Below are 21,962 nucleotides of genomic sequence, written 5' to 3' on the forward strand. Positions count from 1 at the left end.
GCCCGATGGCCAGCCTCAAGGAAATGCGCAATCGGATCGACAGCGTGAAGTCCACGCAGAAGATCACGAAAGCCCTGAACATGGTCGCCGCGGCCAAGCTGAAACGCGCCCAGGATCAGGCCGAAAGCGCGCGGCCCTACGCCAAGAAGATGGCTGCGGTCATCGCAAACCTGGCGGCGGGCGTCTCCGGCGACGGCGCGCCCAAGCTGCTGGCCGGCACGGGCTCTGACAAGAAGCACCTCGTCGTCGTGGCGACCGGCGACAAGGGTCTGGCGGGTGGTTTCAACACCAACGTCATCCGCGCCGCCCGCGACCGGATCAACACCCTGACCGCCAACGGCAAGGACGTCCGCGTCATCGCCGTGGGCCGCAAGGTCCGCGACGGCCTGAACCGCCTGTTCGGCGACAAGATCATCCAGACGTTCGAGCTCAGCGACCACAAGGTGATGAGCATGGCCGTGGCCGAGCCGATCGCCGACCTGATCGCCAGTGAGTTCGAAAGCGGCAACGCCGACGTCGTCACCCTGATCTACAGCCGCTTCCAGTCGGTCATCTCGCAGGTGGCGACGCCCCGGCAGCTGATCCCGGCGGTCGTCGACGGCGACGCGGCTCCCATCGACCTGAACGGCGCCGTCTACGAGTACGAACCCTCGGAAGAGGAAATCCTCGAGACCCTGCTGCCGCGCAACATCAAGACCCAGATCCTGGCCGCCCTGCTCGAGAACCAGGCCAGCTTCTTCGCGGCCCAGATGGGCGCCATGGACAACGCGACGCGCAACGCGGGCGACCTCATCAATGCCTTGACGCTGCAGTACAACCGCAAGCGCCAGGCCCAGATCACCACCGAACTGATCGAGATCATCGCCGGCGCGGAAGCGCTCTGATCCTCCGATCCTGACAGAACATACGAAACGGACGTAACCCGATGACCGACACCGTCGCCAAGAAACCCGCCGCCCGGAAGCCCGCCGCTCCGAAGGCTCCCAAGGCTCCTGCCGCCTCCGCGACCGGCAATGCCGTGATCACGGCCGGCACCGGCGTGGGCAAGATCGCCCAGGTCATCGGCGCCGTCGTCGACGTCGAGTTCGTCGGCCAGCTGCCGGCGATCCTCAACGCCCTGCACACCCAGAACGTCGACCAGAAGACGGGCGAGCCCTTCACCCTGGTCCTGGAAGTCGCCCAGCACCTGGGTGAGAACATGGTCCGCACCATCTCGATGGACACGACCGAAGGCCTGACGCGCGGCCAGGCCGTGACGGACACGGGTTCGTCGATCCAGGCGCCGGTCGGACCGGGCACGCTTGGCCGCATCATGAACGTCGTCGGCGCGCCGATCGACGAACAGGGCCCCATCAAGACCACGATGTACCGCCCGATCCACCGCGAGGCGCCGTCGTTCGAAGAGCAGTCGACCTCGTCGGAAATCCTGGTCACGGGCATCAAGGTCATCGACCTGATGTGCCCCTACACCAAGGGCGGCAAGACCGGCCTGTTCGGCGGCGCCGGCGTCGGCAAGACCGTCACCATGCAGGAACTGATCAACAACATCGCGAAGGCCTACGGCGGCTATTCGGTGCTGGCCGGCGTGGGTGAGCGCACCCGCGAGGGCAACGACCTGTACCACGAGATGATCGAGTCCAACGTGAACGTGGACCCGGCCAAGAACGGCGGCTCGACCGAAGGCTCCAAGTGCGCCCTCGTCTACGGCCAGATGAACGAGCCTCCCGGCGCCCGCGCCCGCGTCGCCCTGACGGGTCTCGCCCAGGCCGAGTATTTCCGCGACGAAGAAGGCAAGGACGTCCTGCTGTTCGTCGACAACATCTTCCGCTTCACGCAAGCCGGTTCGGAAATGTCGGCGCTTCTGGGCCGCATCCCGTCGGCCGTGGGCTATCAGCCGACCCTGGCCACCGAGATGGGCAACCTGCAGGAGCGCATCACGTCGACGAAGAAGGGCTCGATCACCTCGATCCAGGCCATCTATGTTCCCGCCGACGACCTGACCGACCCGGCCCCGGCCGCCTCGTTCGCCCACCTGGACGCCCGTACCGTTCTGTCGCGCGACATCGCCGCCCAGGCCATCTTCCCGGCCGTGGACCCGCTGGACTCGTCCTCGCGGATCATGGACCCCCTGGTCATCGGCGACGAACACTACCAGGTCGCCCGTTCGGTCCAGGAAGTCCTGCAGCAGTACAAGGCCCTGAAGGACATCATCGCCATCCTGGGCATGGACGAGCTGTCGGAAGACGACAAGCTGATCGTGTCGCGCGCCCGCAAGATCTCGCGCTTCCTGTCCCAGCCCTTCTTCGTGGCCGAGCAGTTCACCAACGCGCCGGGCAAGTTCGTCTCGCTGGAAGACACGATCCGCTCGTTCAAGGGCATCGTGGCTGGTGAATACGATCACCTGCCGGAAGCCGCTTTCTACATGGTCGGCCCGATCGAAGAGGCCGTCGAGAAGGCCGCCAAGCTCGCCGCGGACGCTGCGTAAGCATGGCCGGGAAGCTTTCATTCTCGCTGGTGTCGCCTGAGCGCGAGGTCTTCAATGGCCTCGTGGATCAGGTCGACGCGCCGGGCGTCGAGGGCGACTTCGGCGTCCTGGCCGCCCACGCGCCCTTCATGACCGCCCTGCGCGAAGGCACGGTCACGGTCTATGACGGCGCCGCGCGTCGTGTGTTCAACGTCCACGGCGGTTTCGCCGACGTGACCCCCGCCGGCCTGACCATCCTGGCCGAGGCGGCGACGGAAGTCGCGGCGGCCTAAAGCCAAACGAAGGGCGATCGATGACCGCCCTGATCTATCTGCTGGCAGCCGGCGCGGAAATCGCCGGCTGTTTCGCGTTCTGGACCGTCCTGCGGCTTGACCGGTCGCCGCTGTGGCTGGCTCCCGGCGTGGCATGCCTGATACTGTTCGCTTGGCTGCTGACGCGCGTCGAGGCGGAGGCGGCGGGTCGGGCCTATGCGGCCTATGGCGGGGTCTATATCGCCGCCTCCCTGCTGTGGTTGTGGCTGGCCGAGCACCGGGCGCCGGACCGGTGGGACATGATCGGGGCGGCGATCTGTCTGGTCGGGGCGGCGGTGATCCTGTTCGGGCCGAGGGCGGGGTAGCCTCCTCTCTCCGTGCACCCCGGCGAAGGCCGGGGTCCAGAGGGAGCGCGAGGTCCAAAAGGAAGACTCCGGTGCGCCGTCCTGGCCGCTTGGGTACTTGTTCTGGACCCTGGCCTTCGCCGGGGTGGACGGATGGGGAAGAGGCCACGGTTGAAGCGCCGATCGGCCTGTCCTAAATAAGCCCGGCAAGACGAGGCCACGTCCTCGCTCCGGCTTTTTGCCGGACCATGCCCGGGACGGCCCGGCCTTTCGCAAGGAGGGCCGTCGACAATGGCCTGGGTCTATCTTCTCATCGCTGGCCTGCTCGAGATCGTCTGGGCCTATTTCATGAAGCAGTCCGAGGGATTCACCCGGCTGTGGCCCAGCGTACTGACGCTCGGCTTCATGGCCGTCAGCTTCGCCCTGCTGTCCCTGGCGATGAAGTCGCTGCCCATGGGCACGGCCTATGTGATCTGGACGGGGATCGGGGCGGTCGGGGCGTTCCTGGTCGGGGTGGTGCTGCTGGGCGAGAGCCTGACTGTGATGCGCGTCGTGGCGGCCCTGCTCGTCGTCGCGGGGCTGGTGCTGTTCCGCCTGGCGCCAGGTGGGTCGTCGCACTGACACGACGCGGGTCGCGCGCGACACCTGTCTCTAATTTTCTCCGTGCACCCCGGCGAAGGCCGGGGTCCAGATGGAAAGCTCCGGCCGATCGCGCGACGCACGGTGCGAAATCCCGGCCGCCTGCATGGGTGATCTGGACCCCGGCCTTCGCCGGGGTGCACGGATGGGGGTCAGGCCGCGTACTTCGAAAAGGCCGCGACGACCTGTTCATAGGCCTGGCGCTTGAACGGCACGATCAGGTCGCAGGCTTCCGACAGGTCGCCCCAGCGCCAGGCGTCGAACTCGATGTCCTTGTGCTCGTCGAGGCGGATCTCGGTTTCGTCGCCGGTGAACCGGAAGGCGAACCAGACCTGTTTCTGGCCGTTCCAGGGCTTCTTGCCCTTGAGTTTGTGCTGGGCCTTCAGGCTTTCAGGAAAATCGTAGGCGATCCAGCCCTCGGTGCGGCCGATCAGGTCGGCGGAGGTGACCCCGGTCTCTTCCTCGAGCTCGCGCCGGGCGGCGGCCTCGATGTCCTCGCCCTTGTCCACGCCGCCTTGCGGGAACTGCCAGGCGTGGTCGCCCTGCTGGCCCGCGCGGTGGCCGAACCAGACCTTGCCCTCGCTGTTGAACAGGACGACGCCGACGTTGGGGCGGTGCTTGGGGAGATGGTCAGCCATGGAGGCAGTAGGCAGTAGGCAGTAGGCAGTAGGAAGCAAGGGAAAACGGGTGGCCATTCATCCGGGCCTGGCCACGGCAGGCTGGGCTTAGACTCTACTGCCTACTGCCTACTGCCTACTGCCCGCGCGTCAGCGCCCCGGCCGCTGCGTCATCGCCGACGCCGGCGCCAGTTGCAGGCCGCGCGCGTCGAGACCGGCGGTCCAGCGGGCGGCGGCCTCGACGGTGACTGGATAGGCGAAGCCGGTCCCCAGGGCCGCGCCACGGGTCTTGGCGGCGGCTTCCAGCGCATTCAGGCGGCCTATGATGGCGGCGGGGGTCTGGGTCTCGTCGATGACCGTATCGGCCGTGGCGCGGGCCCAGGCGCCGGGACGCCTGCGGGCGAGGCCGTCGTCCATGAAGGCGACGCCGCGCTGGCGCAGGATGCCGAGGAAGGCGGCCATGCCGGTGTCGGAGGTCACGAACCGGTCGCCCAGATAGTTGGTGACGCCGAAATACCCGGTGGCGCGACCCAGCAGCCAGTTCATCTTGGCCTCGACGTCGTCGGGCGTGGCGTTGGCCAGGAGCGTGTAGGGGCCGGGATCGTTGTTGGGATAGCCGGTCGGCTCCATCGGGATCTCGATCATGACCTCGTGGCCCTGAGCGCGGGCGAGGTCGATCCAGCCTTGAAGACCCTGGGCATAGGGCACGAAGCTGAGGGTCACATCGGCCGGCAGGCGCTCGATGGCGGCGCGGGTCGTGACGGCGTTGAGGCCGAGACCGCCGACGATCAGCGCGACGCGCGGCTTGCCGTTGGACTGGAAGGGCCGGGCATAGGCCTGGGCCGGGACGCGGCCGTCGGTGGCGATGACCGGCAGGGCGCCTTGCGGACCCGGCTGGCTGAGACCGGCGATGGGGGCCGCCGTCAGAGGCGAGGCGGGCAGGGCAGGCGCGGCGATGGCTGCGCCGCCGGCGACGGTGGCGCCGTCGGGCAGGGTGATCAGGGCGTCGCCACCGGCCGCGCCGGTCGGATCGCCCATGGGATCGGCACCCAGGCCCTGCCAGGCGGCGAACCCGCCCATGGAGAAGGCTTCGAGGCCCGTGGGGGCGGGGGCCGCGACCGGGGCTTCGCGATGCAGGGCGACGCGGGCGGTCGGGGTTCCGGCGCGCGGATCGCCGAGGACGGTCAGGAACAGGGCGACCGTGCCGAGCAGCAGCAGGCCCGCCGCGCCGACGGCGACGGGGGGCTTCCTGAACACAGCCAGCGCCGACTTCAGGTCGAACTTCGGCATCCGGCCCGAGGGGGCGGTTCCGGCCGTGGCGGCGAGGGCGGACTGACGCTTGGCGAACATGGACGAGGGACGCTCTGCAATCTGGCGACCGGACGGATTCCGGACGACGATCTACGCAGGCGACTATGAAGGGACGGCGGTTAAGAAAGCCTAACGGGGCGTTAGGCATGTTCGGAGTCACGACGCGTCTCCTCCCCATCGTAGATGGGGAGGTGGCTCGAAGCGAAGCGTAGAGACGGAGGGGTTCTTTCTGCGTGCACGAAGAACCCCTCCGTCAGCTCGCGAAGAGCTCGCCGCCACCTCCCCATTCGCCAAGTGGCGAACAGGGAGGAGACTTTGGGGCGCGCTACTCTTCTTCGGTGGTGTCGGCGATCTCGACCGGCGGAACAGTCCCGTCGCTGATGACGATGCCTTCGGGCGCAGCGGCCAGGCGGCTCAGGTCGCCGCCGGCGCGGAGCACGTCGAGCGCGCGCTGAAGCTGATAGTCGGCGTCCTCGTCATAGTCCTCGCCCGGCGCCTCACGCGGGGTATGGGCACCCTTGCGCTCGGCGCCGATGGAGGCGTCCAGGGCGGTGGCATAGGCGGCCTCGGAATAGATGAAGCTGGAGCGGGACACGATCCGCGCCTCGGCCTCGGTGCGGGCGACCTCCAGGTCGGGCTCGATGCCGATCTTCTGGATCGAGGCGCCGGACGGCGTGTAGTAGCGCGCCGTCGTGATCGACAGCGCCCCGTCGCGACCGCCGCCCAGCGGGATGACCGTCTGGACCGAGCCCTTGCCGAAGGAGGTGAGGCCCACCAGCGTCGCCCGTTCCTGATCCTTCAGGGCACCGGCGACGATCTCGGAGGCCGAGGCCGAGCCGTAGTTGATCAGCACCACCAGAGGCAGGCCGCCCGTCAGGTCGCCCGGACGGGCCGCATAGCGTTCGATCTGGTCGGGCTTCCGGCCCCGCTGGCTGACGATCTCGCCGCGCTCGAGGAAGGCGTCGGACACATCGATCGCCGCCGTCAGAAGCCCGCCGCCGTTGTTGCGCAGGTCGAGGACGAAGCCCTTCACGGCCGGGTTCTCGGTCTTGATCTTCTCGATGGCGGCGCTCAGTTCGCGGCCCGTGTTCTCGTTGAAGGTCGAGACGCGCAGATAGCCGAACTCGCCCTCCACGCGACCGGTGACGGATTCGACCTTGATGACCTCGCGGGTCAGGACGACTTCGCGCGGCTCCTCGCCGTCCCGCAGGAAGGTGACGGAGACCGAGGTGCCCATGGCGCCGCGCAGCTTCTCCGAGACCTGGGTGACGGTCAGGCCCGAGGCGTTCTGGCCCTCGATGGCCGAGATGACGTCGCCGGCCTGAACGCCCGCGCGGGCGGCTGGGCTGTCGTCCATGGGCGAGATGACCTTCACCAGACCGCCCTCGGCCGTGATGGTCAGGCCGACGCCCGAGTATTCGCCGCTTGTGCGCTCCTGCAGGTCCTCGAACCCTTCGGGCGGCAGGTAGTTGGAGTGGGGATCCAGCGCGGTCATCATGCCCGCCAGCGCCGCCTCGATCAGCTTCTTGTTGTCGACCGGAACGACATAGGCCTGTTCGATCACCGCCAGGACGTCGCCGAACAGCTGCAGCATGCGGAAGGTTTCGTTGCGCGGCGTCTGGGACGCCACCGTCATGCCGCTGAGACCAAGGGCCGCGACGGCGGCGCCGGCGATGAGCAGTTTACGCATTCGGTCTCTTTCGGGGCCGTCTGGAGGGACGGCAGGGCTTAGTGAGTAGGTCTTAGGGCTTAGGCTCAGGACCACACGATGAAATCGTGGCGGCTCCGCGTTCACAGGATAAAATCAGCGTCATGTCGGCTTGGGAAGCGGTTTCGCTTTCGGCAGGGCCACTAAGCCCTAAGCCCTAAGCCCTAAGCCCTAAGCCCTAAGCCCTAAGCCCTAAGCCCTAAGCCCTAAGCCCTCACTTCAAAGATACGGCGTCGGATCCACGGCGCGATCATCGCGGCGCAGTTCGAAATAGATCTCGCCGCCGCGCGCGGCCGAGCCGAGCGCCTGGCCGTCGGCGACGCGTTCGCCGGTTCCGACCGACACCTCGTCCAGGCCCGCGATGACGGCGCGCCAGCCGCCGCCGAGATCGAGGATGACCACCTCGCCCCAACCGCTGAGCGGGCCGGCGTGATCGACGCGGGCGCCGGCGGGCGAGGCGACCGGACCGGCCGGGGCGGCCCAGCGGACGCCCTGGCCCGATTTCGCCGAGGCGCCGGCGACCGGCGCGGTCAGGCGAGCGCGGCCGGCGGGCAGGCGGGTGGAAGGGGTTGGGGCGTCGGTGACAGAGGCGGGGCGGCCGCCCAGGTTGCGGATGCGGGTCTCCAGGGCCGCCGCAGCGCGCTCGGCGCGGGCGGCGTCGGCGCGGAGCACGGCCAGCAGGGCGGTGCGGCGGACGGACAGGTCCTCGATCTCGGCGCGGCGGTCGCCTTGCGCGCTTTCGGTCGTCAGCAGGCGCTCCGAGGACAGGACGGCGAGGCGGCGGATGCGGACCACCTCGGCCTGACGCGCGGCGAAGGTCGCGGCGCGGCGCTGCATCCCGGGCGCCATGGCCTTCATCAGGATGGCGGCGCGGACGGTGTCGACGGCCTCGTCGGCGGGGATCAGCAGCGGCGGCGGGGGTTTGCGGCTCATCATCTGCAGGGCGGACAGGAGCCGGCCCTGACCGTCGCGGGCGCGGGCGAGCTCGGCGACGATGGCGGCCTCGCGCCGGCCGAGGTCACGCAGGCGCTGGCGTTGGGCCCGCATCTGCATGTCGTCGGCGGTTTGGTCGGTGCGCAGGGTCGCCAGTTCACGGTCCAGGGCCGTGATCTCGATCTGGGCGTCGCGGGCGTCGGCACGCAGGCGCCGCGCCCGGACCTGTTCGTCGCGATACTGGGCCTGAAGCGACTGGAGGTCGTCCTGAACCGAGGCGGCGGCGGGAAGGCCGGCGAAGACGATCAGGAGGGAGAGGACGGCGGCGCGGTTCATCAGTCCCGATGATAGGGTGATCCGTTGAGGATCGTCACCGCGCGATAGATCTGTTCGGCCAGCATCGCTCTGGCCAGGGCGTGGGGCCAGGTCTGGGGGCCGAAGGCCAGGGTCGATCCGGCGGCGGCCAGAACCGAGGCATCGAGGCCATCGGCCCCGCCGATGACGAAGACTAGCCGCCGCTCGCCCCGGTCGCGCAGGGTGGCGATATGGTCGGCGAAGGCGCGGCTGGAGTAGGTCTTGCCGCGCTCGTCGCAGGCGATCAGATGCGCCCCCTCGGCGGCCGCCAGCAGCAGTTCGGCCTCCGGCGCCTTGCCGGCCTTGCGGGGTTCGAGATCGATCAGGTCGAGGGGGCCGAGACCCAGGGCGCGACCGGCGGCCGTGGCGCGCTTGGCATAGTCATCGGCCAGCATGGCTTCCGGGCCGCGTCCGGGTTTGCCGATGGCGGCGATGGCGAGTTTCAATTTATTCCCCGCTCATCCCCGCGAAAGCGGGGACCCAGTGCTTTGGGCGATCGGTTCATGAGCGGGGCAATGTCTTCGACCAGCGCACGTTCGACCGAACGACCGTGCCTCACGAAAGAACTGGGTCCCCGCTTTCGCGGGGATGAGCGGAGGTGATTTTACGCCTGCGCCGTGCGGTGGGCGCTGTCGACGGCCCAGATCTTCTCGATGTTGTAGAAGACGCGAACTTCGGGGCGGAACAGGTGGATGATCACGTCGCCGGCGTCGATCAGGACCCAGTCGCAGTGCGGCAGGCCCTCGACCTTGGAACGGCCCAGACCATTGTCCTTCAGCGTGCGCAGCAGGTGGTCGGCGAGAGCGCCGACGTGGCGATGCGAACGGCCCGAGGCCACGATCATGCTGTCGGCCATCGGGGATTTGCCCTTCAGGTCGATCAGGACGATGTCCTGAGCCTTGTCGTCGTCCAGCTTGGCCAGTAGGGCGATTTCGAGCGGGGTCGTGCCGGTCGGGACGACGCCCTGGCGGTCGAAATTCTGATCGTCGTCATCACCGTCATCCGCGCTGAACAGCGGGAAGTCTTCGGCGGAATCGTCCGAGAGGTCTTCATCCTGACCGTCTTCCGAATGGATCGGTTCGATCGGGTCCATCTCATGGGCCGTGTTCGAAACGGCGCTCTCTTTGATGGGGACGTCTTGCGCGTCGTGCGCGGGCGAGGGGGTCAGCGGAGGGCTCCGGGAGGGTTCACTAAAGACGTCCTCTACCATGGATAGGCCGAAAGGTCGACTTGCGGCCTCAAGGCCTTTTCTGGGCGCGAATCGCGGTCGACGAACTCGGGTTCAGCGGGGCCGTCAGATAGGTCCAGGCCGGGGCCGCCATGGTCGGCAACAGACGTGCTTCGTTTGACGAGACCCGATAGCCGGAAAAGCGGCGGGCGGCCGGCGCGGCGCGGCTTTCCAGCAGGCTTCCCGGTCGGGCGATGACGGCGACCGGCATCATCCGCATGATGTCCGTCCAGCCGCGCCAGCGGTGAAAACTCTCCAGATTGTCCGACCCCATCAGCCAGACGAAATGAACTCCTGGATGCCGCCGCTTCAGGGCGCGGAGGGTGTCGACGGTCCATGTCGTGCCGATGCGGGTCTCGAAGTCCGAGACGACCATGTGCGGCCCCCTGGCAAGGGTCCCGGCCGAGGCCATGCGCTCGGCCAGGGGCGCGGTCTGGAGGCTGTCCTTGAGCGGGTTCTGGGGCGAGACCAGCCAGACGACGCGGTCCAGATCCAGCCGCTGCACGGCGGTCTCGGCGACGTGGGCATGCCCGTCGTGCGCCGGATTGAAGGAGCCTCCGAACAGTCCGACCTTCATGCCCGCAGCCAGGCCGAGGCCGTCCCTCAGCGCCCCGGAACGGGGGCCGCTCGCCTTGGGCGCGGGACCGGCGTGGAAGAAGGACAAGGCGGGGCGCGCTCGGACTTATGCTCACGGTTGAGCAAACGAAGCCGCAGCTAACACGTCCGTGGACGGCTTGTCGCCTGTCAGCCGCCGGTCTTCTTGAACGTCTCTCCCACCTCGGAGGCGTCCGGGCCGTCGGGACCCGCCGATGTCCTCCCGCGTTCGCCGGTTTTCTTCACCTCGTCGGTGGAGGTCGATTGATCAGGTTTGCCGCCGGGCGCGGCGCCGTTCTTCTCCCGGCCTTCGGTCTGGTCACGATCGGTCATGGCTGCATCCTGAGTTTCAAGATCAGCGAGCGAAATCGGACGGGGTTCCGTCTCCCTCCCCCCGAGGGGGAGGGAAAGAGAACTAAGGCACCCAGCCGTCGGCGAAGGTTTCGATTTCGTCGCCCTCTTCGTCGATCTCGCCGCGCGTCTTCCTGACCTCGGCCCAGGCGGCGCGGAGCAGTTCGGGCACGCCCTCGCCGGAAACGCCGGAAACCAGCATCGGGCGACGACCGGCGACGGCCTCCAGTTCGGCGGCCTTCTCCTCGCGCGCCTCGGGCGTCAGGGCATCGATCTTGTTCAGCGCCAGGATTTCCTGCTTGTCGCCCAGGCCTTCGCCATAGGCGTCGAGTTCGCCCCTGATGATGCGATAGGCTTCGACGACGTCGTCCTGGGTCCCGTCGATCAGGTGGATCAGGGAGGCCGAACGCTCGACATGGCCCAGGAAGCGCGTGCCGAGACCGGCACCCTCCGATGCGCCTTCGATCAGGCCGGGGATGTCGGCGATGACGAAACGTTCCCCGGGACTGAGGTCGACCATGCCGAGGTTGGGCGCGAGCGTCGTGAAGGGATAGTCGGCGATCTTGGGCCGCGCAGCCGAGGCGGCGGCGAGGAAGGTCGATTTGCCGGCATTGGGCAGGCCCGCCAGGCCGATGTCGGCGATCAGTTTCAGCCGCAGCCAGATCCAGCGCTCCTGACCGTCCTGGCCGGGGTTGGCGTGGCGAGGCGCCTGGTTCTGAGGCCCCTTGAAGCGGACATTGCCCCAGCCGCCGTTGCCGCCCGAAAGCAGCAGTTCGCGCTGACCGACCTCGACCATGTCGAGGACGACCGTTTCCTTGTCTTCGTCCAGCACCTGGGTGCCGACGGGGACCTTCAGCACCACGTCCTCGCCCTTGCCGCCGTGCATCTGGCGGCCCATGCCGTGGGTCCCGGTCGCGGCCTTGAAATGCTGCTGGTAGCGGTAGTCGATCAGGGTGTTCAGCCCCTCGACCGCCTCGACCCAGACATTGCCGCCGTGCCCGCCGTCGCCGCCGTCCGGCCCGCCGTTCGGGATGAATTTCTCGCGCCGGAACGAGACGGAGCCCGCGCCGCCGTTGCCGGAACGGATGTAGATCTTGGCCTGGTCGAGGAATTTCATAGGATTTCTTAGGGGCGCTACGGCTCGCGACGCGGTCGCGCGGGACTTGAGCGCCGGGCCTATAGCCCAAGAGAGCGGCGATTTACAGGCAGGCCGCTTAAGCGGATCGAAAGCGGACCCGGGGCAGGGTGGATCCGAACATCCATGGAGAGATCAGAATGATCTCGCTGACGACCGCCTCGCCCCAGCCCCTGCCGTTCTGGCGCACCCCTTTGCAGGGCAAGTCCGCGTCCGCCGAGGAGACGTCGCCGGGCTTCGGCCTGCCGTCCCTCTCGGAGATGCGCGACGCGCAGAAGTCGATGAAGAAGGAGATGGCGGCCAAGAGGGTCCAGGCCGTCCGCGAGCGCCGCGACGCCCTGATGCTGATGGTCAGGATCGATCCCAAGGCGGCGCTGAAGATGACCGTCGAGATGGCGAAAGAGCTGAAAGCGGCGGTCGAGGACTTCGTCGAGGCCGGGGGCAAGAACCCCACCGAGGGTGAACTGGCCATGATGCGTCGGGGTTCGAAGGACGCGCGCGAGGCCTCCGACGGCGCGCTTGAGGCCCTGCCGGCGGAACCGAAAGACGTCGACGACGCCGAGGCTCCGACCGCCGAGACGGCGAAGGTCGATGCCGAGGTGAAGCGAGCGCAGGCCGCCTATGCCGCCGCCTTCGCGGTCGCCGACACTCGCGACGAAAAGGCCGACCGGGCGGAAGCCGTCGAGAATGCGGCCAACGCCGACAGAGGTTTCTTCATGCAGGTGAAGCTGGCGCTCGGCGAGTTGAAAAAAGTCCGGGACAAGATCAAGGCCGACTGGGCCCATCTGAAATCGCCGGACAAGGACGACTGGAAGGTCGCCAACGAGGCCATGGCCGAGCTGGAGAGGGCCATCGACTTTGCACCGACGGGGACGCCGGAGATTTCGGATGCACCGAGGGCCGTGACGGCCTGAAATCAAAAAACCCTCTCCCGGCGGGAGAGGGCTTGAGGCTCGCAGAGCGGAGCGATGCGGCGTGGCCGAAAGGGTGGGGGGCAGCTCTCACCGGTCAGCGCCAACCCCTCGCCCTTTCGCGCAAGTCTGATCGCCTGATGGCTCTCAGGCGCTCAATCCCTCTCCCGCCGGGAGAGGGATAGAAACCTCAGCCCTTCGCCCAGACGCCGAAGGGATCGCTCCAGCTCAGGCCCATGGCTTCCGCGACGGCCGGATAGGTGATCTCGCCCTTCAGGACGTTGAGGCCGCGCGCCAGATGCGGGTCCTTCTTCAGCGCTTCCAGACCGTGGTCGGCCAGGGCCAGGCCGAACGGAAGCGTGGCGTTGTTCAGGGCTTCGGACGAGGTACGCGGCGCGGCGCCGGGCATGTTGGCGACGCAGTAGTGGACGACGCCGTCGACGGTGTAGGTCGGGTCCTCGTGGGTCGTGGCGTGGCTGGTCTCGAAACAGCCGCCCTGGTCAATGGCGACGTCGACCAGGACCGAGCCGGGCTTCATCTTCGACAGGTGGGACTTCTTGACCAGCTTGGGCGCCTCGGCGCCCGGGACCAGGACGGCGCCGATGACCACATCGGCCTTGACGATCTCTTCCTCGATCGCGCCGATCGAGGAATAGCGGGTGATGACGCGGCCGTTGGTGACTTCGTCGATATAGGCCATGCGCGGGATCGAGCGTTCGAGCACCACGACCTCTGCGCCCAGGCCCATGGCCATGCGGGCCGCGTTCAGGCCGACGACCCCGCCGCCCAGCACCAGCACGCGGGCCGGAGCCACGCCGGGCACGCCGCAGAACAGCAGGCCCATGCCGCCGTTGTGCTTGAGCAGGGTCTCGGCGGCCGAGAAGACGGCGATCCGGCCGGCGACCTCGGACATCGGCGCCAGCAGCGGCAGGCCCCCGCGTGCGTCGGTGACGGTCTCATAGGCGATGGCGGCGCATTTGGAGGCCAGCAGGCCCTTGGTCTGCTCGGGATCGGGGGCCAGGTGCAGGTAGGTGTAGAGGATCTGGTCCTCTCGCAGCATCTTCCACTCGACTTCTTGCGGCTCCTTCACCTTCACGATCATGTCGGCGTTGGCGAAGATGGTCGGGGCGTCGGCGACGATTTCGGCGCCCGCGCGGGTGTAGTCGTCGTCGGTGAAGCCGGCGCCGAGGCCTGCGCCCGTCTGGACGCTGACCGTATGGCCGTGGGCGACGTATTCGCGCACCGCCGTGGGGGTCAGGCCGACCCGGTGTTCGTTCTTCTTGATTTCCTTGGGAACGCCGACGCGCATCAGATCTCTCCGGTTCAGACGAGCCCCGCGAGGCCAACGGGCGGCGCGGGCGATGGCTGCATCTTCTAGCGACGACGCCCGTGCAGGTTCCTGTTCTTTTCAGCAGGTGATCGGCGTAAAGTCGCAGAAACTTGCGTTGGATGTCGCCATGAAGACTGTTTCCGCCGTCGCCTTGGATGCGACCGACAGAAAGATGCTCCGTGCGCTGCAGGCGGACGGGCGGATGACCAACACCGATCTGGCCAAGGCGGTGGCGCTGTCCGAAAGCGCCTGCCTGCGTCGCCTGCGGGCGCTGGAGGGGGCGGGGGTGATCAGCCGCTACGCCGCCGTCATCAACGAACGGGCGGTCGGCCTGCCGATCAGCGTGTTCGTGACGGTCACCCTGTCGTCCCAGGCCGAGAGCGCCCTGACCGCCTTCGAGACGGCGATCACCGGCGTGCCGGAGGTGGTCGAATGCTATCTGATGACCGGTGGATCGGACTATCTGTTGCGTCTGGTGGTGCGGGACGTGGACGATCTGGAGCGTGTCCACGCCAAGGCGCTGACGACCATCCCTGGCGTGACGCGGGTGTCGTCGAGCGTGGCGATGCGGACTGTGGTCAAGCGCGGGGCCTTGCCGGTTTGACTGACTTATACCCCACGCCTGGCTAGCAACCTTGGCGTGTACGTCTCTCCCCGGCCCTGAGAAACGAACCCTACCGGTCGACAATTCTCTCTATGATTGTGTCTCGTCTTGACTCACAGTCCTGAGCGCGCGTTTATCCGCGCCATGGGAGTTAGCGACAACCTCGCCGTCTGGATCGATCGCGAGCCCACGCTCGACGAAGAGATCAATGGGCTCGACGACGAGGACATCTTCGACATGGCCAACCTCGGGGAGAGCGAGACGGGTGTTCCGGGCGTGATCATGATCTCCACGATCATGGGCAAGCACGGACCGAGGGTGAAGTATTTCGTCAAGCCGGGCCGCCACCAGCCCAGCTTCTCGGTAACGATCGCATCGGAGCCGCGGGTCGTCGGGCGGTCAGACGAGTTCGACGCGAAGACCTTTACGAGAACTGCTCCGCTCGTGATGGAGTGGGTTGCGCTCAATCAGGAAGCGTTGAGCCGCTTCTGGTGGACAGGCAACGAACTCATGAACGATCAGGTTCAAGCTTTCATCGCTGACCTGAAGAAGGTCTAGCCTTCCCCGGCCTGACGACGCGGAACAGGACGCCGACCAGCCATACGACCGCGATCAGAAGCACCAGATCGCTGACCAGCTTGATCAACCCGTAGAGGGTGACCGTCTCGACCGACCGCGCCGTCGCATCGGCCAGCAGGGCCGTCAGGCCGCCCGCGATCAGCAGGGCGAGCGGCCAGACCAGCGGCTTGAGGCGGCTGAGTTTCACTTCAGCGCCCCTACTTCAGCGCCAGCGTCACCTGTTTGATGTCGACATATTCCTCGATGCCGTGGATCGAGCCTTCGCGGCCGTAGCCGGACTGCTTGACCCCGCCGAATGGGGCGACGGCGGTGGAGATCAGGCCGGTGTTGATGCCGATCATGCCGGCCTCGATATGACGGCCGATGCGCATGGCGCGGTCGAGATCACGGGTGAACAGGTAGGAGGCGAGGCCGAACTCTGAGTCGTTCGCCTTGGTCAGGGCCTCTTCCTCGGTGTCGAACGGGAAGACGGGGATCAGGGGGCCGAAGGTCTCCTCGTGGCGGAACAGTTCGTCGTCGCCGCCGAGGGTCACGGTGGGCTGGAAGAAACGGCCGCCGAGTTCATGGCGCGCGCCTCCGGTCAGAACCCTGCCGCCCGAGGCCTGGACCCGCTTCAGGTGATCCTCGACCTTGTCGATGGCCTTGCCCTCGATCAGGGGGCCAACCTTGACGCCGTCCTCGAAGGCCGCGCCGACGGGGATTTTCGCGACCTCGGCGGCGAGCTTGGCCGCATAGGCTTCGGCGACCGAGGCCTGGACATAGACGCGGTTGGGACAGACGCAGGTCTGGCCCGAGTTGCGGAACTTGCCCTTGATGGTCTCGGACACGGCGAGGTCGAGATCGGCGTCCTCGAACACCATCAGGGGAGCGGCGCCGCCCAACTCCATCGACACCCGTTTCAAGGTCGGGGCGGACTGCTCGGCCAGCTTGCGACCCACGGGGGTCGAGCCGGTGAAGGACAGTTTGCGGATCATGGGCGAGGCGGTCAGGACGCCGCCGATGGTCGCCGCATCGCCGGTGATGACGCTGAGTGCCCCCTTGGGCAGACCGGCTTGATAGGCGAGCTCGGCCAGGGCGATGGCGGTGAAGGGGGTCTGGCTGGCCGGCTTGACCACGGCGGTGCAGCCGGCGGCGAAGGCCGGGCCGAGCTTCCTCGTCAGCATGGCGGCCGGGAAGTTCCACGGGGTGATCAGGGCGCAGGGGCCGACCGCCTCGCGGAAGGTCAGGATCACGTGACCAAGTGGGCTGTCCTGGGTCTCGCCGATCAGCCGTTCGGCCTCGCCCGCGAACCATTTGATGAAGCCGTTGGCATAGGTCACCTCGCCCTTGGCCTCCTCGAACGGCTTGCCGTTTTCGAGGGCCATCAGGGCGCCGAGGCCCTCGACGTTCTCGTCGATCAACCGGGCCCATTCGCGCAGGAAGGCCGCCCGTTTGTGTGGGTCGGACCGCGACCAGTCGGGGAAGGCGTCGTGGGCGGCCTGGATCGCTGCTTCCGTCTCGGCGACGCCGAGGTCGGGGATATGGCCGATGATCTCGCCCGTGGCCGGGTCGTCGACGGCGATGCCGTTCGCGCCGGCGGGGACGGCTTCCCCGGCGATGAAGGCGTGCTCGCGCAGGAGCTTCAGTCCGGCGTTACGGGCGGCGGTGTTCATGGCGATCCTCGAACGTCTCCCTCCCCCTGCGGGGGAGGGTGGTCGCGCAGCGACCGGGTGGGGAGGGCAAGGCGATGGGAGACGACATATAGGTGCGTTTTTGCCTTGCCGCCCCCACCCGACTTCGCCTTCGGCTCAGCCTCCCTCCCCGCAGGGAGAGGGAGAAGTCGCTAACGCCTCAGTCGCCGATCGTATGCAGATCGCGACCCTTGGTCTCCGGCAGGAACAGCAACGCGACCAAGGCGGCCACGGCCGTGAACGCCACCGAATACCAGAGGCCGAAATAGATGTTCCCCGACCAGGCCACGAGGGCGAAGCTGGCGGCGGGAAGCAACCCTCCGACCCAGCCGGTGCCGATGTTGTAGGGCAGGCTCATGGCCGTATAGCGCACCCGCGTCGGAAACAGCTCGACCAGGGCCGCCGCCTGCGGGCCGTAGACGGCGGTGGCGGCGACCATGAAGATCATCAGGATGCCGAACACGGCGAACAGGTTGGTCCGCTCCGGATCGGCGACAGTCGGGTAGCCCGCCTCGACGAGAGCGGACTTGACGCGCGTCTCGACGTCGGTGCGAGCGGCCTTGAGTGCGGCGGCGTCGAGGCCCGCACCCTCGACAGAGGCGATCTCGACCGTGCCGATGCGGACGGCGGCGAGCGAACCGGGCTCGGCGGCGAGGTTGTCGTAGCTGACGCCCGCGTTCGACAGGACGTTCTTGGCGAGGTCGCAGGACGAGGCGAAGGCGGTCTTGCCGACCGGATCGAACTGGACCGCGCAGGTGGCGGGATCGGCGATGACGGTGACGGGCGCCGAGGCCTGGGCTTGGGCCAGGGCCGGATTGGCCGCCTGGGTCAGGGCGTGGAAGCCGGGGAAGACGGCCAGCAGGAACAGGACCATGCCGCCGATCATCACGGGTTTCCGTCCGATGCGGTCCGACAGCCAGCCGAAGAAGACATAGAGGAAGGCGGAAGCCACCGTGACCGCCAGGATCAGGCCGTCGACGGTCGAGACCTCGACCTTCAGCACCCGCTCCATGAAGAACCGGGTGTAGAAATAGCCGCAGTACCAGACGGCACCTTGGGCGAACATGATGCCGACCAGGGCGATCAGGACGGAGCGGCCGTTCTTCCAGGTCAGGAAGCTTTCCTTGAAGGGCGCCTGACGGACCTTGCTCTCCGCCGCCATCTTCACGAAGGCGGGGCTTTCGTGAAGACGCACGCGGATCCACAGCGAGATGCCCAGCAGCAGGGCCGAGAGCCAGAACGGGATACGCCAGCCCCAGTCGTCGAAAGCCTCGGTCCCGACGATGGCGCGGGTGGCCAGAATGACGACCAGCGCGCCGATCAGGCCCAGGGCGGCGGTGGTGTTGATGTAGCTGGTCAGCAGGCCGCGCTTCTTGGGCGGGGCGTGTTCGGCGACGTAGATGGCCGCGCCGCCATATTCGCCGCCCAGGGCGAAACCCTGAATGATGCGCATCAGGATCAGCAGGATCGGGGCGATGATCCCGGCCTGGGAATAGTCGGGCAACAGGCCGATGGCGACAGTTGCCACGCCCATCAGGGTGATGGTCACCAGGAAGGTCGTCTTGCGCCCGGTCCGATCGCCGAACCAGCCGAAGGCCAATGCGCCGAGCGGCCGCACCACGAAGCCGACACCGAAGGTCAGAAGGGCCAGGATGTAGGCGGTCGCCTCGCCCACGTCGGCGTAGAAATGCCGCGCGATGATGGTCGCGAGCGAGCCGAAGATGAAGAAGTCGTACCACTCGAACGCGGTGCCGGCGGCCGAGGCCCCGACGACGGTGTTGAGGCCCGGGCCCCCACCGCTGGGACCCTTGTCGTCGTGTTCGGCGGTCGCGTCGGTCATGGTCATTCCCTGATGCGGGCGTCGTCTGCGGACACCTCGATCTCAGCCTAACCGTGTCGTCGCGGAGGGCAAGCAGACAAGCGAAAGCCCCGCCGGCGGGCCGGCGGGGCTCACATCGGGATCGAAGGCGATGAGGCCTTAGTTCTTGGCTTCTTCTGCGGCACCGGTGACGGCGTTGCCGGCGGCCGAGGTGTCACGACCCACGCCCGAAATGGTGTTGCAGGCGGCCGTGGTGAGGGCGGCGGTGGCGGCGATCAGAACGAAAATCTTGCGCATGGGAAACTCCTGAAAATCTTGGGGCGACGGGCAAGCGTCGCCGTCTTTCAGATCAACGCGACGAGCGGCTCAGGGTTCCCGGGCGGACCTTCTCGTCACTGGGTTTCAGATCGTCGGGATTGATGGGGGCGACAGCCTCGGGCGTCGCGAAGACCATGCGGGCGATCGTGCCGCCGCCGGGCGCGGCGACCAGCTCGGCGGAGCCGCGCAGTTGCTTGGCGAAGGCACCCATCAGGGTTCGGCCCACGCCGCCGACTTCGGCGTCGGTCGAGCCGGGGCCGTCGTCCTGAACTTCCAGTGTGCTCGTGTCGCCATCGACGCGGAAGCGAACCTGCAAGGCGCCGCCTCGTCCGGCGAAGGCGTGTTTCTGAGCGTTGGTGATGGCCTCGACCAGCCACAGGGCCAGGGGCGCCAGCTTGTCCGGATCGACCACCAGGCTGTCGGCGTCGATCGAGGAGGTGACGGCGTAGCCGCGCCCGGATTCCGAGGCCACCATCTGGCCCACCAGTTCGGTCAGGAACTCGCGGGCATCGGCGTGGCGAATGTCGTCGGACTGGTAGAGGGTGCGATAGATCAGGGCGAGGGCCGAGATGCGCTGACGCGTGTCGCCCAGGGCGGCCTTGGCGGGCTCGTCCTTCAAGGCCCTCTGCTGCATCGACAGCAGGGACGAGATGATCTGCAGATTGTTCTTCACCCGGTGATGGATCTCGCGCATCAGCGCGTCCTTCTCCGACAGGCTTTCGTTCAGGGACTTGTCGCGGGCGGCGATGGCCTCGGCCAGCTCGTCGAGCGTCTGGGCCAGCAGGCGGATTTCGGCGGGGGCGTGGGCGGCCTGGACGGGACGGACGGAGTAGCGACCGCGCGCATAGAGGGCGGCGATCCGCTCCAGATAGTCGAGCCAGCGCACGACGATCCGCTCCGACACCAGCATGACGGCTGCGAAGGCGGTGACCCAGGCGGCGAGCGGCAGCAGCAGGACGCCGATGGGATTGATCCGCGCCCAGGACAGCAGTCCGGGCGACGGCGCCGAGACCACGACATAGACATCACGTCCGGCCAGGGCGGCGCCGGCATAGTCGCGGTGCTCGCCTGTCGCGTCATCGGCCTCGAACACGGCCGACTGTCCCTGACGCGCCCGCTCGACCCAGCCTAGCAGGCCGGGGCCTTCCGGGAAGGTGAAGGCGCGGATGTCGGTCGAGACCAGGACGCGGCCTTCGGCGTCGGTCAGGGCCGCCTCGGCGTCCTCGGGCAATGACGGGTCCGTGACGTCGGGCTGGAGTTCCGACAGCGGCAGGATCGCCGCCATGGCGCCGGCGAACACGCCGCGCGGCCGTTCCCAGCGGGCGCCGATCACCAGGGCGGGCTCGCCGGTCACTTGCGGGGAGGCGCGGGCCAGGGCGACATCCTCGCCGTTCCTGAGCCGCTGGAACCAGGGACGGTCGGCAAAGGTGGGACCGCCCTCGACCAGGGGGGCGGGTCGGGAATCGCAGACCGTCTGTCCACCCGAACCGATCCGGTAGAGGGCGTCATAGCCTTCCAGTCGCTGCACCAGCGAGGCCAGACGCGGGCCGCAGATCGGGCCGGAGGCCTCGGGCGCCAGGGCGCTGAGCAGGATGCTGGCGGAATCCAGCCGGGCCTTGGCGGCCTGGGCCGTGCGCTCGGCGGCGAACTGCAGGTCGGCGCGGCGGTCCTCGGCCTGATCCCGGAACTCGGCCTGGGCCTGGAAGGCGCCGAGCAGCAGGATCGGCAGCAGGGCGATGGCCATGGCCAGGCCCAGCCGGAAGCGGATGCCCTGGACGCGGGGCGCGGAGACGCTGCGCGCCCAGAACCGGCCCAAGGATGAGGCTGCGCGCCGGGTGATGCGGCCCCGCGCGGGGCCTGCGGACTCCATGATCAGCCTTGTTGTCGCGCGCCGCTCAGGCGGTCCGCGTCGGCGAGGATGGAGCGCATGGCGTCCCCTGCGGCCCGTCCGTCACGGCTGTAGCCGCCCCGTTCCAGCGTGGCCTGAAGCGCCTTGCGGGCCCGGCTGACGCGGCTCTTCACCGTGCCGACCGCGCACTGGCAGATTTCGGCGGCTTCTTCGTAGGCGAATCCGCCCGCCCCGACCAGGATCAGGGCTTCGCGCTGTTCCTCGGGCAGGGTGTTGAGTGCCTGACGCAGTTCGTCCAGGGCGACGGGTGCCTCGGGATCGTCGACGGCGACCAGGGTCCGCTCGGCGGCTTCTTGATCCAGCTGCGACGACCGCCACGAGCGGCGCTTCTCGGAATAGAACTGGTTGCGCAGGATCATGAAGGTCCAGGCCTTCATGTTGGTGCCCATCTGATAGGAGGCGCGCGCGTCCCAGGCCTTCATCATGGCGTCCTGCGCCAGATCGTCGGCGGCGGTCGGGTCGCCCGTCAGGGTGCGGGCGAAGGCGCGCAGATGCGGAATCAGCTGGACCAGTTCGCGCTTGAAGCCTTCGTCATCGGCGGAGGGCGGCTTGGGCGCGGTCGAACGGGCGCCGCTCACGCCTTGTTCTCGTCGGTCTTGCGCTGGTCGGCCCGGCGCAGGATGTCGAGGAACTCGTCCGGAACGGGCTCGTTCACGACCTCGTCGAACATGTGGCGCAGTTTCACGCCGATGGCCTGCTGGCGCAGGCGGGCTTCTTCCAGCGGCGGCTCGCCGCCGGCGGGTTTGGACTTACGCCCGGAGTCCGAGGAATCGATCATTAAGTTTGCGCCGCCAATCGTTGATCTCATTCACGCGAACGCGCCGGCTTTTACTGGCCGGGCTCGTTGTTCAGCCGGTCAACGTCGTCCACCC

At 67.8% G+C, this 21,962-nt stretch carries 24 protein-coding genes and 1 pseudogene; 8 read left to right on the top strand and 17 right to left on the bottom strand.

Features of this window, described 5'->3' with window-relative positions; genetic code table 11:
* Positions 1-5: 5 nt before the first annotated feature.
* The 5 genes and pseudogenes from ACW171_RS12905 to ACW171_RS12925 form a co-directional block, all read left to right on the top strand.
* Positions 6-884: a F0F1 ATP synthase subunit gamma gene (locus tag ACW171_RS12905; protein WP_492093763.1), complete on the top strand. Its 879-nt coding sequence runs from the start codon at positions 6-8 to the stop codon at positions 882-884.
* Between the two features lie 41 nt (positions 885-925).
* Entirely contained in the window at positions 926-2,485 is a 1,560-nt protein-coding gene (atpD, locus tag ACW171_RS12910; protein ID WP_492093764.1) for a F0F1 ATP synthase subunit beta, read from the top strand.
* A gap of 2 nt (positions 2,486-2,487) precedes the next feature.
* On the top strand, positions 2,488-2,757 hold the full coding sequence (locus ACW171_RS12915) for an ATP synthase F1 subunit epsilon (protein ID WP_492093765.1): 270 nt from the start codon (positions 2,488-2,490) through the stop codon (positions 2,755-2,757).
* A gap of 20 nt (positions 2,758-2,777) precedes the next feature.
* Complete coding sequence (locus ACW171_RS12920; RefSeq protein ID WP_492093766.1) at positions 2,778-3,101, top strand: YnfA family protein; 324 nt, start codon at positions 2,778-2,780, stop codon at positions 3,099-3,101.
* 258 nt (positions 3,102-3,359) lie between these two features.
* Positions 3,360-3,701, top strand: a pseudogene (locus tag ACW171_RS12925) (DMT family transporter); the annotation flags it as partial.
* Positions 3,702-3,871: 170 nt separating this feature from the next.
* Here ACW171_RS12925 and ACW171_RS12930 read toward each other — a convergent pair.
* From ACW171_RS12930 to obgE, 9 genes are all read right to left on the bottom strand, one after another.
* Positions 3,872-4,357 (bottom strand): RNA pyrophosphohydrolase, encoded by a 486-nt coding sequence (locus tag ACW171_RS12930; RefSeq protein ID WP_492093767.1) that lies wholly within the window; start codon positions 4,355-4,357, stop codon positions 3,872-3,874.
* 129 nt (positions 4,358-4,486) lie between these two features.
* Positions 4,487-5,686 carry a divergent polysaccharide deacetylase family protein gene (locus ACW171_RS12935; RefSeq protein ID WP_492093768.1) on the bottom strand — a complete coding sequence of 400 codons (1,200 nt, stop codon included), beginning with the start codon at positions 5,684-5,686 and terminating at the stop codon, positions 4,487-4,489.
* 286 nt (positions 5,687-5,972) lie between these two features.
* Positions 5,973-7,337, bottom strand: coding sequence for a S41 family peptidase (locus tag ACW171_RS12940; RefSeq protein ID WP_492093769.1), 1,365 nt, complete (start codon positions 7,335-7,337; stop codon positions 5,973-5,975).
* 237 nt (positions 7,338-7,574) lie between these two features.
* Complete coding sequence (locus ACW171_RS12945) at positions 7,575-8,624, bottom strand: murein hydrolase activator EnvC family protein (RefSeq protein WP_492093770.1); 1,050 nt, start codon at positions 8,622-8,624, stop codon at positions 7,575-7,577.
* Positions 8,624-9,088, bottom strand: coding sequence for a 23S rRNA (pseudouridine(1915)-N(3))-methyltransferase RlmH (rlmH, locus tag ACW171_RS12950; RefSeq protein WP_492093771.1), 465 nt, complete (start codon positions 9,086-9,088; stop codon positions 8,624-8,626). The genes ACW171_RS12945 and rlmH overlap by 1 nt, the downstream gene beginning before the upstream one ends.
* 158 nt (positions 9,089-9,246) lie before the next feature.
* On the bottom strand, positions 9,247-9,735 hold the full coding sequence (gene rsfS / locus ACW171_RS12955; RefSeq protein ID WP_492093772.1) for a ribosome silencing factor: 489 nt from the start codon (positions 9,733-9,735) through the stop codon (positions 9,247-9,249).
* A gap of 145 nt (positions 9,736-9,880) precedes the next feature.
* A complete protein-coding gene (locus tag ACW171_RS12960; RefSeq protein ID WP_492093773.1) occupies positions 9,881-10,534 on the bottom strand; it encodes a nicotinate-nucleotide adenylyltransferase in 654 nt (217 codons plus the stop codon).
* An 80-nt stretch (positions 10,535-10,614) separates the two neighbouring features.
* Entirely contained in the window at positions 10,615-10,797 is a 183-nt protein-coding gene (locus ACW171_RS12965; protein ID WP_492093774.1) for a hypothetical protein, read from the bottom strand.
* A gap of 82 nt (positions 10,798-10,879) precedes the next feature.
* A complete protein-coding gene (gene obgE / locus ACW171_RS12970) occupies positions 10,880-11,932 on the bottom strand; it encodes a GTPase ObgE (protein ID WP_492093775.1) in 1,053 nt (350 codons plus the stop codon).
* A 158-nt stretch (positions 11,933-12,090) separates the two neighbouring features.
* On the opposite strand from obgE, the gene ACW171_RS12975 reads away from it, so the two are divergent.
* Positions 12,091-12,864: a hypothetical protein gene (locus tag ACW171_RS12975; protein WP_492093776.1), complete on the top strand. Its 774-nt coding sequence runs from the start codon at positions 12,091-12,093 to the stop codon at positions 12,862-12,864.
* A 187-nt stretch (positions 12,865-13,051) separates the two neighbouring features.
* Here ACW171_RS12975 and ald read toward each other — a convergent pair whose 3' ends face one another.
* Positions 13,052-14,170 carry an alanine dehydrogenase gene (gene ald / locus ACW171_RS12980; RefSeq protein WP_492093777.1) on the bottom strand — a complete coding sequence of 373 codons (1,119 nt, stop codon included), beginning with the start codon at positions 14,168-14,170 and terminating at the stop codon, positions 13,052-13,054.
* A gap of 148 nt (positions 14,171-14,318) precedes the next feature.
* On the opposite strand from ald, the gene ACW171_RS12985 reads away from it, so the two are divergent.
* The gene (locus ACW171_RS12985; RefSeq protein ID WP_492093778.1) at positions 14,319-14,795 is read left to right on the top strand and encodes an Lrp/AsnC family transcriptional regulator; all 477 of its coding nucleotides are present in this window, start codon (positions 14,319-14,321) and stop codon (positions 14,793-14,795) included.
* Positions 14,796-14,891: 96 nt separating this feature from the next.
* Entirely contained in the window at positions 14,892-15,353 is a 462-nt protein-coding gene (locus tag ACW171_RS12990) for a hypothetical protein (RefSeq protein WP_492093779.1), read from the top strand.
* Here the strand turns inward: ACW171_RS12990 and ACW171_RS12995 are convergent.
* The 7 genes from ACW171_RS12995 to nepR form a co-directional block, all read right to left on the bottom strand.
* Positions 15,328-15,561 carry a hypothetical protein gene (locus ACW171_RS12995; RefSeq protein ID WP_492093780.1) on the bottom strand — a complete coding sequence of 78 codons (234 nt, stop codon included), beginning with the start codon at positions 15,559-15,561 and terminating at the stop codon, positions 15,328-15,330. The genes ACW171_RS12990 and ACW171_RS12995 overlap by 26 nt on opposite strands.
* Before the next feature lie 10 nt (positions 15,562-15,571).
* Positions 15,572-17,026, bottom strand: coding sequence for an NAD-dependent succinate-semialdehyde dehydrogenase (locus ACW171_RS13000; protein WP_492093781.1), 1,455 nt, complete (start codon positions 17,024-17,026; stop codon positions 15,572-15,574).
* A gap of 178 nt (positions 17,027-17,204) precedes the next feature.
* Positions 17,205-18,884 (bottom strand): MFS transporter, encoded by a 1,680-nt coding sequence (locus tag ACW171_RS13005; protein WP_492093782.1) that lies wholly within the window; start codon positions 18,882-18,884, stop codon positions 17,205-17,207.
* A gap of 138 nt (positions 18,885-19,022) precedes the next feature.
* Entirely contained in the window at positions 19,023-19,160 is a 138-nt protein-coding gene (locus ACW171_RS13010) for an entericidin A/B family lipoprotein (protein WP_492093783.1), read from the bottom strand.
* A 52-nt stretch (positions 19,161-19,212) separates the two neighbouring features.
* Positions 19,213-21,051: a sensor histidine kinase PhyK gene (phyK, locus tag ACW171_RS13015; protein ID WP_492093784.1), complete on the bottom strand. Its 1,839-nt coding sequence runs from the start codon at positions 21,049-21,051 to the stop codon at positions 19,213-19,215.
* A gap of 2 nt (positions 21,052-21,053) precedes the next feature.
* The gene (locus tag ACW171_RS13020; protein WP_492093785.1) at positions 21,054-21,668 is read right to left on the bottom strand and encodes a sigma-70 family RNA polymerase sigma factor; all 615 of its coding nucleotides are present in this window, start codon (positions 21,666-21,668) and stop codon (positions 21,054-21,056) included.
* Positions 21,665-21,868 (bottom strand): anti-sigma T factor NepR, encoded by a 204-nt coding sequence (gene nepR, locus ACW171_RS13025; protein WP_492093786.1) that lies wholly within the window; start codon positions 21,866-21,868, stop codon positions 21,665-21,667. Before nepR ends, ACW171_RS13020 begins: the two co-directional genes overlap by 4 nt.
* Positions 21,869-21,962 lie beyond the last annotated feature (94 nt).

The organism is Brevundimonas sp. FV1ye28 (assembly GCF_058681135.1).

What these genes read in the sequence shown, in the direction of transcription:
- ACW171_RS12905 (WP_492093763.1), top strand. Translation starts at nt 6, where the DNA reads ATGGCCAGCCTCAAGGAAATGCGCAATCGGATCGACAGCGTGAAGTCC.
- atpD (WP_492093764.1), top strand. Translation starts at nt 926, where the DNA reads ATGACCGACACCGTCGCCAAGAAACCCGCCGCCCGGAAGCCCGCCGCT.
- ACW171_RS12915 (WP_492093765.1), top strand. Translation starts at nt 2,488, where the DNA reads ATGGCCGGGAAGCTTTCATTCTCGCTGGTGTCGCCTGAGCGCGAGGTC.
- ACW171_RS12920 (WP_492093766.1), top strand. Translation starts at nt 2,778, where the DNA reads ATGACCGCCCTGATCTATCTGCTGGCAGCCGGCGCGGAAATCGCCGGC.
- ACW171_RS12930 (WP_492093767.1), bottom strand. Translation starts at nt 4,357, where the DNA reads ATGGCTGACCATCTCCCCAAGCACCGCCCCAACGTCGGCGTCGTCCTG.
- ACW171_RS12935 (WP_492093768.1), bottom strand. Translation starts at nt 5,686, where the DNA reads ATGTTCGCCAAGCGTCAGTCCGCCCTCGCCGCCACGGCCGGAACCGCC.
- ACW171_RS12940 (WP_492093769.1), bottom strand. Translation starts at nt 7,337, where the DNA reads ATGCGTAAACTGCTCATCGCCGGCGCCGCCGTCGCGGCCCTTGGTCTC.
- ACW171_RS12945 (WP_492093770.1), bottom strand. Translation starts at nt 8,624, where the DNA reads ATGAACCGCGCCGCCGTCCTCTCCCTCCTGATCGTCTTCGCCGGCCTT.
- rsfS (WP_492093772.1), bottom strand. Translation starts at nt 9,735, where the DNA reads ATGGACCCGATCGAACCGATCCATTCGGAAGACGGTCAGGATGAAGAC.
- ACW171_RS12965 (WP_492093774.1), bottom strand. Translation starts at nt 10,797, where the DNA reads ATGACCGATCGTGACCAGACCGAAGGCCGGGAGAAGAACGGCGCCGCG.
- obgE (WP_492093775.1), bottom strand. Translation starts at nt 11,932, where the DNA reads ATGAAATTCCTCGACCAGGCCAAGATCTACATCCGTTCCGGCAACGGC.
- ACW171_RS12975 (WP_492093776.1), top strand. Translation starts at nt 12,091, where the DNA reads ATGATCTCGCTGACGACCGCCTCGCCCCAGCCCCTGCCGTTCTGGCGC.
- ald (WP_492093777.1), bottom strand. Translation starts at nt 14,170, where the DNA reads ATGCGCGTCGGCGTTCCCAAGGAAATCAAGAAGAACGAACACCGGGTC.
- ACW171_RS12985 (WP_492093778.1), top strand. Translation starts at nt 14,319, where the DNA reads ATGAAGACTGTTTCCGCCGTCGCCTTGGATGCGACCGACAGAAAGATG.
- ACW171_RS13000 (WP_492093781.1), bottom strand. Translation starts at nt 17,026, where the DNA reads ATGAACACCGCCGCCCGTAACGCCGGACTGAAGCTCCTGCGCGAGCAC.
- ACW171_RS13005 (WP_492093782.1), bottom strand. Translation starts at nt 18,884, where the DNA reads ATGACCGACGCGACCGCCGAACACGACGACAAGGGTCCCAGCGGTGGG.
- ACW171_RS13010 (WP_492093783.1), bottom strand. Translation starts at nt 19,160, where the DNA reads ATGCGCAAGATTTTCGTTCTGATCGCCGCCACCGCCGCCCTCACCACG.
- phyK (WP_492093784.1), bottom strand. Translation starts at nt 21,051, where the DNA reads ATGGAGTCCGCAGGCCCCGCGCGGGGCCGCATCACCCGGCGCGCAGCC.
- nepR (WP_492093786.1), bottom strand. Translation starts at nt 21,868, where the DNA reads ATGATCGATTCCTCGGACTCCGGGCGTAAGTCCAAACCCGCCGGCGGC.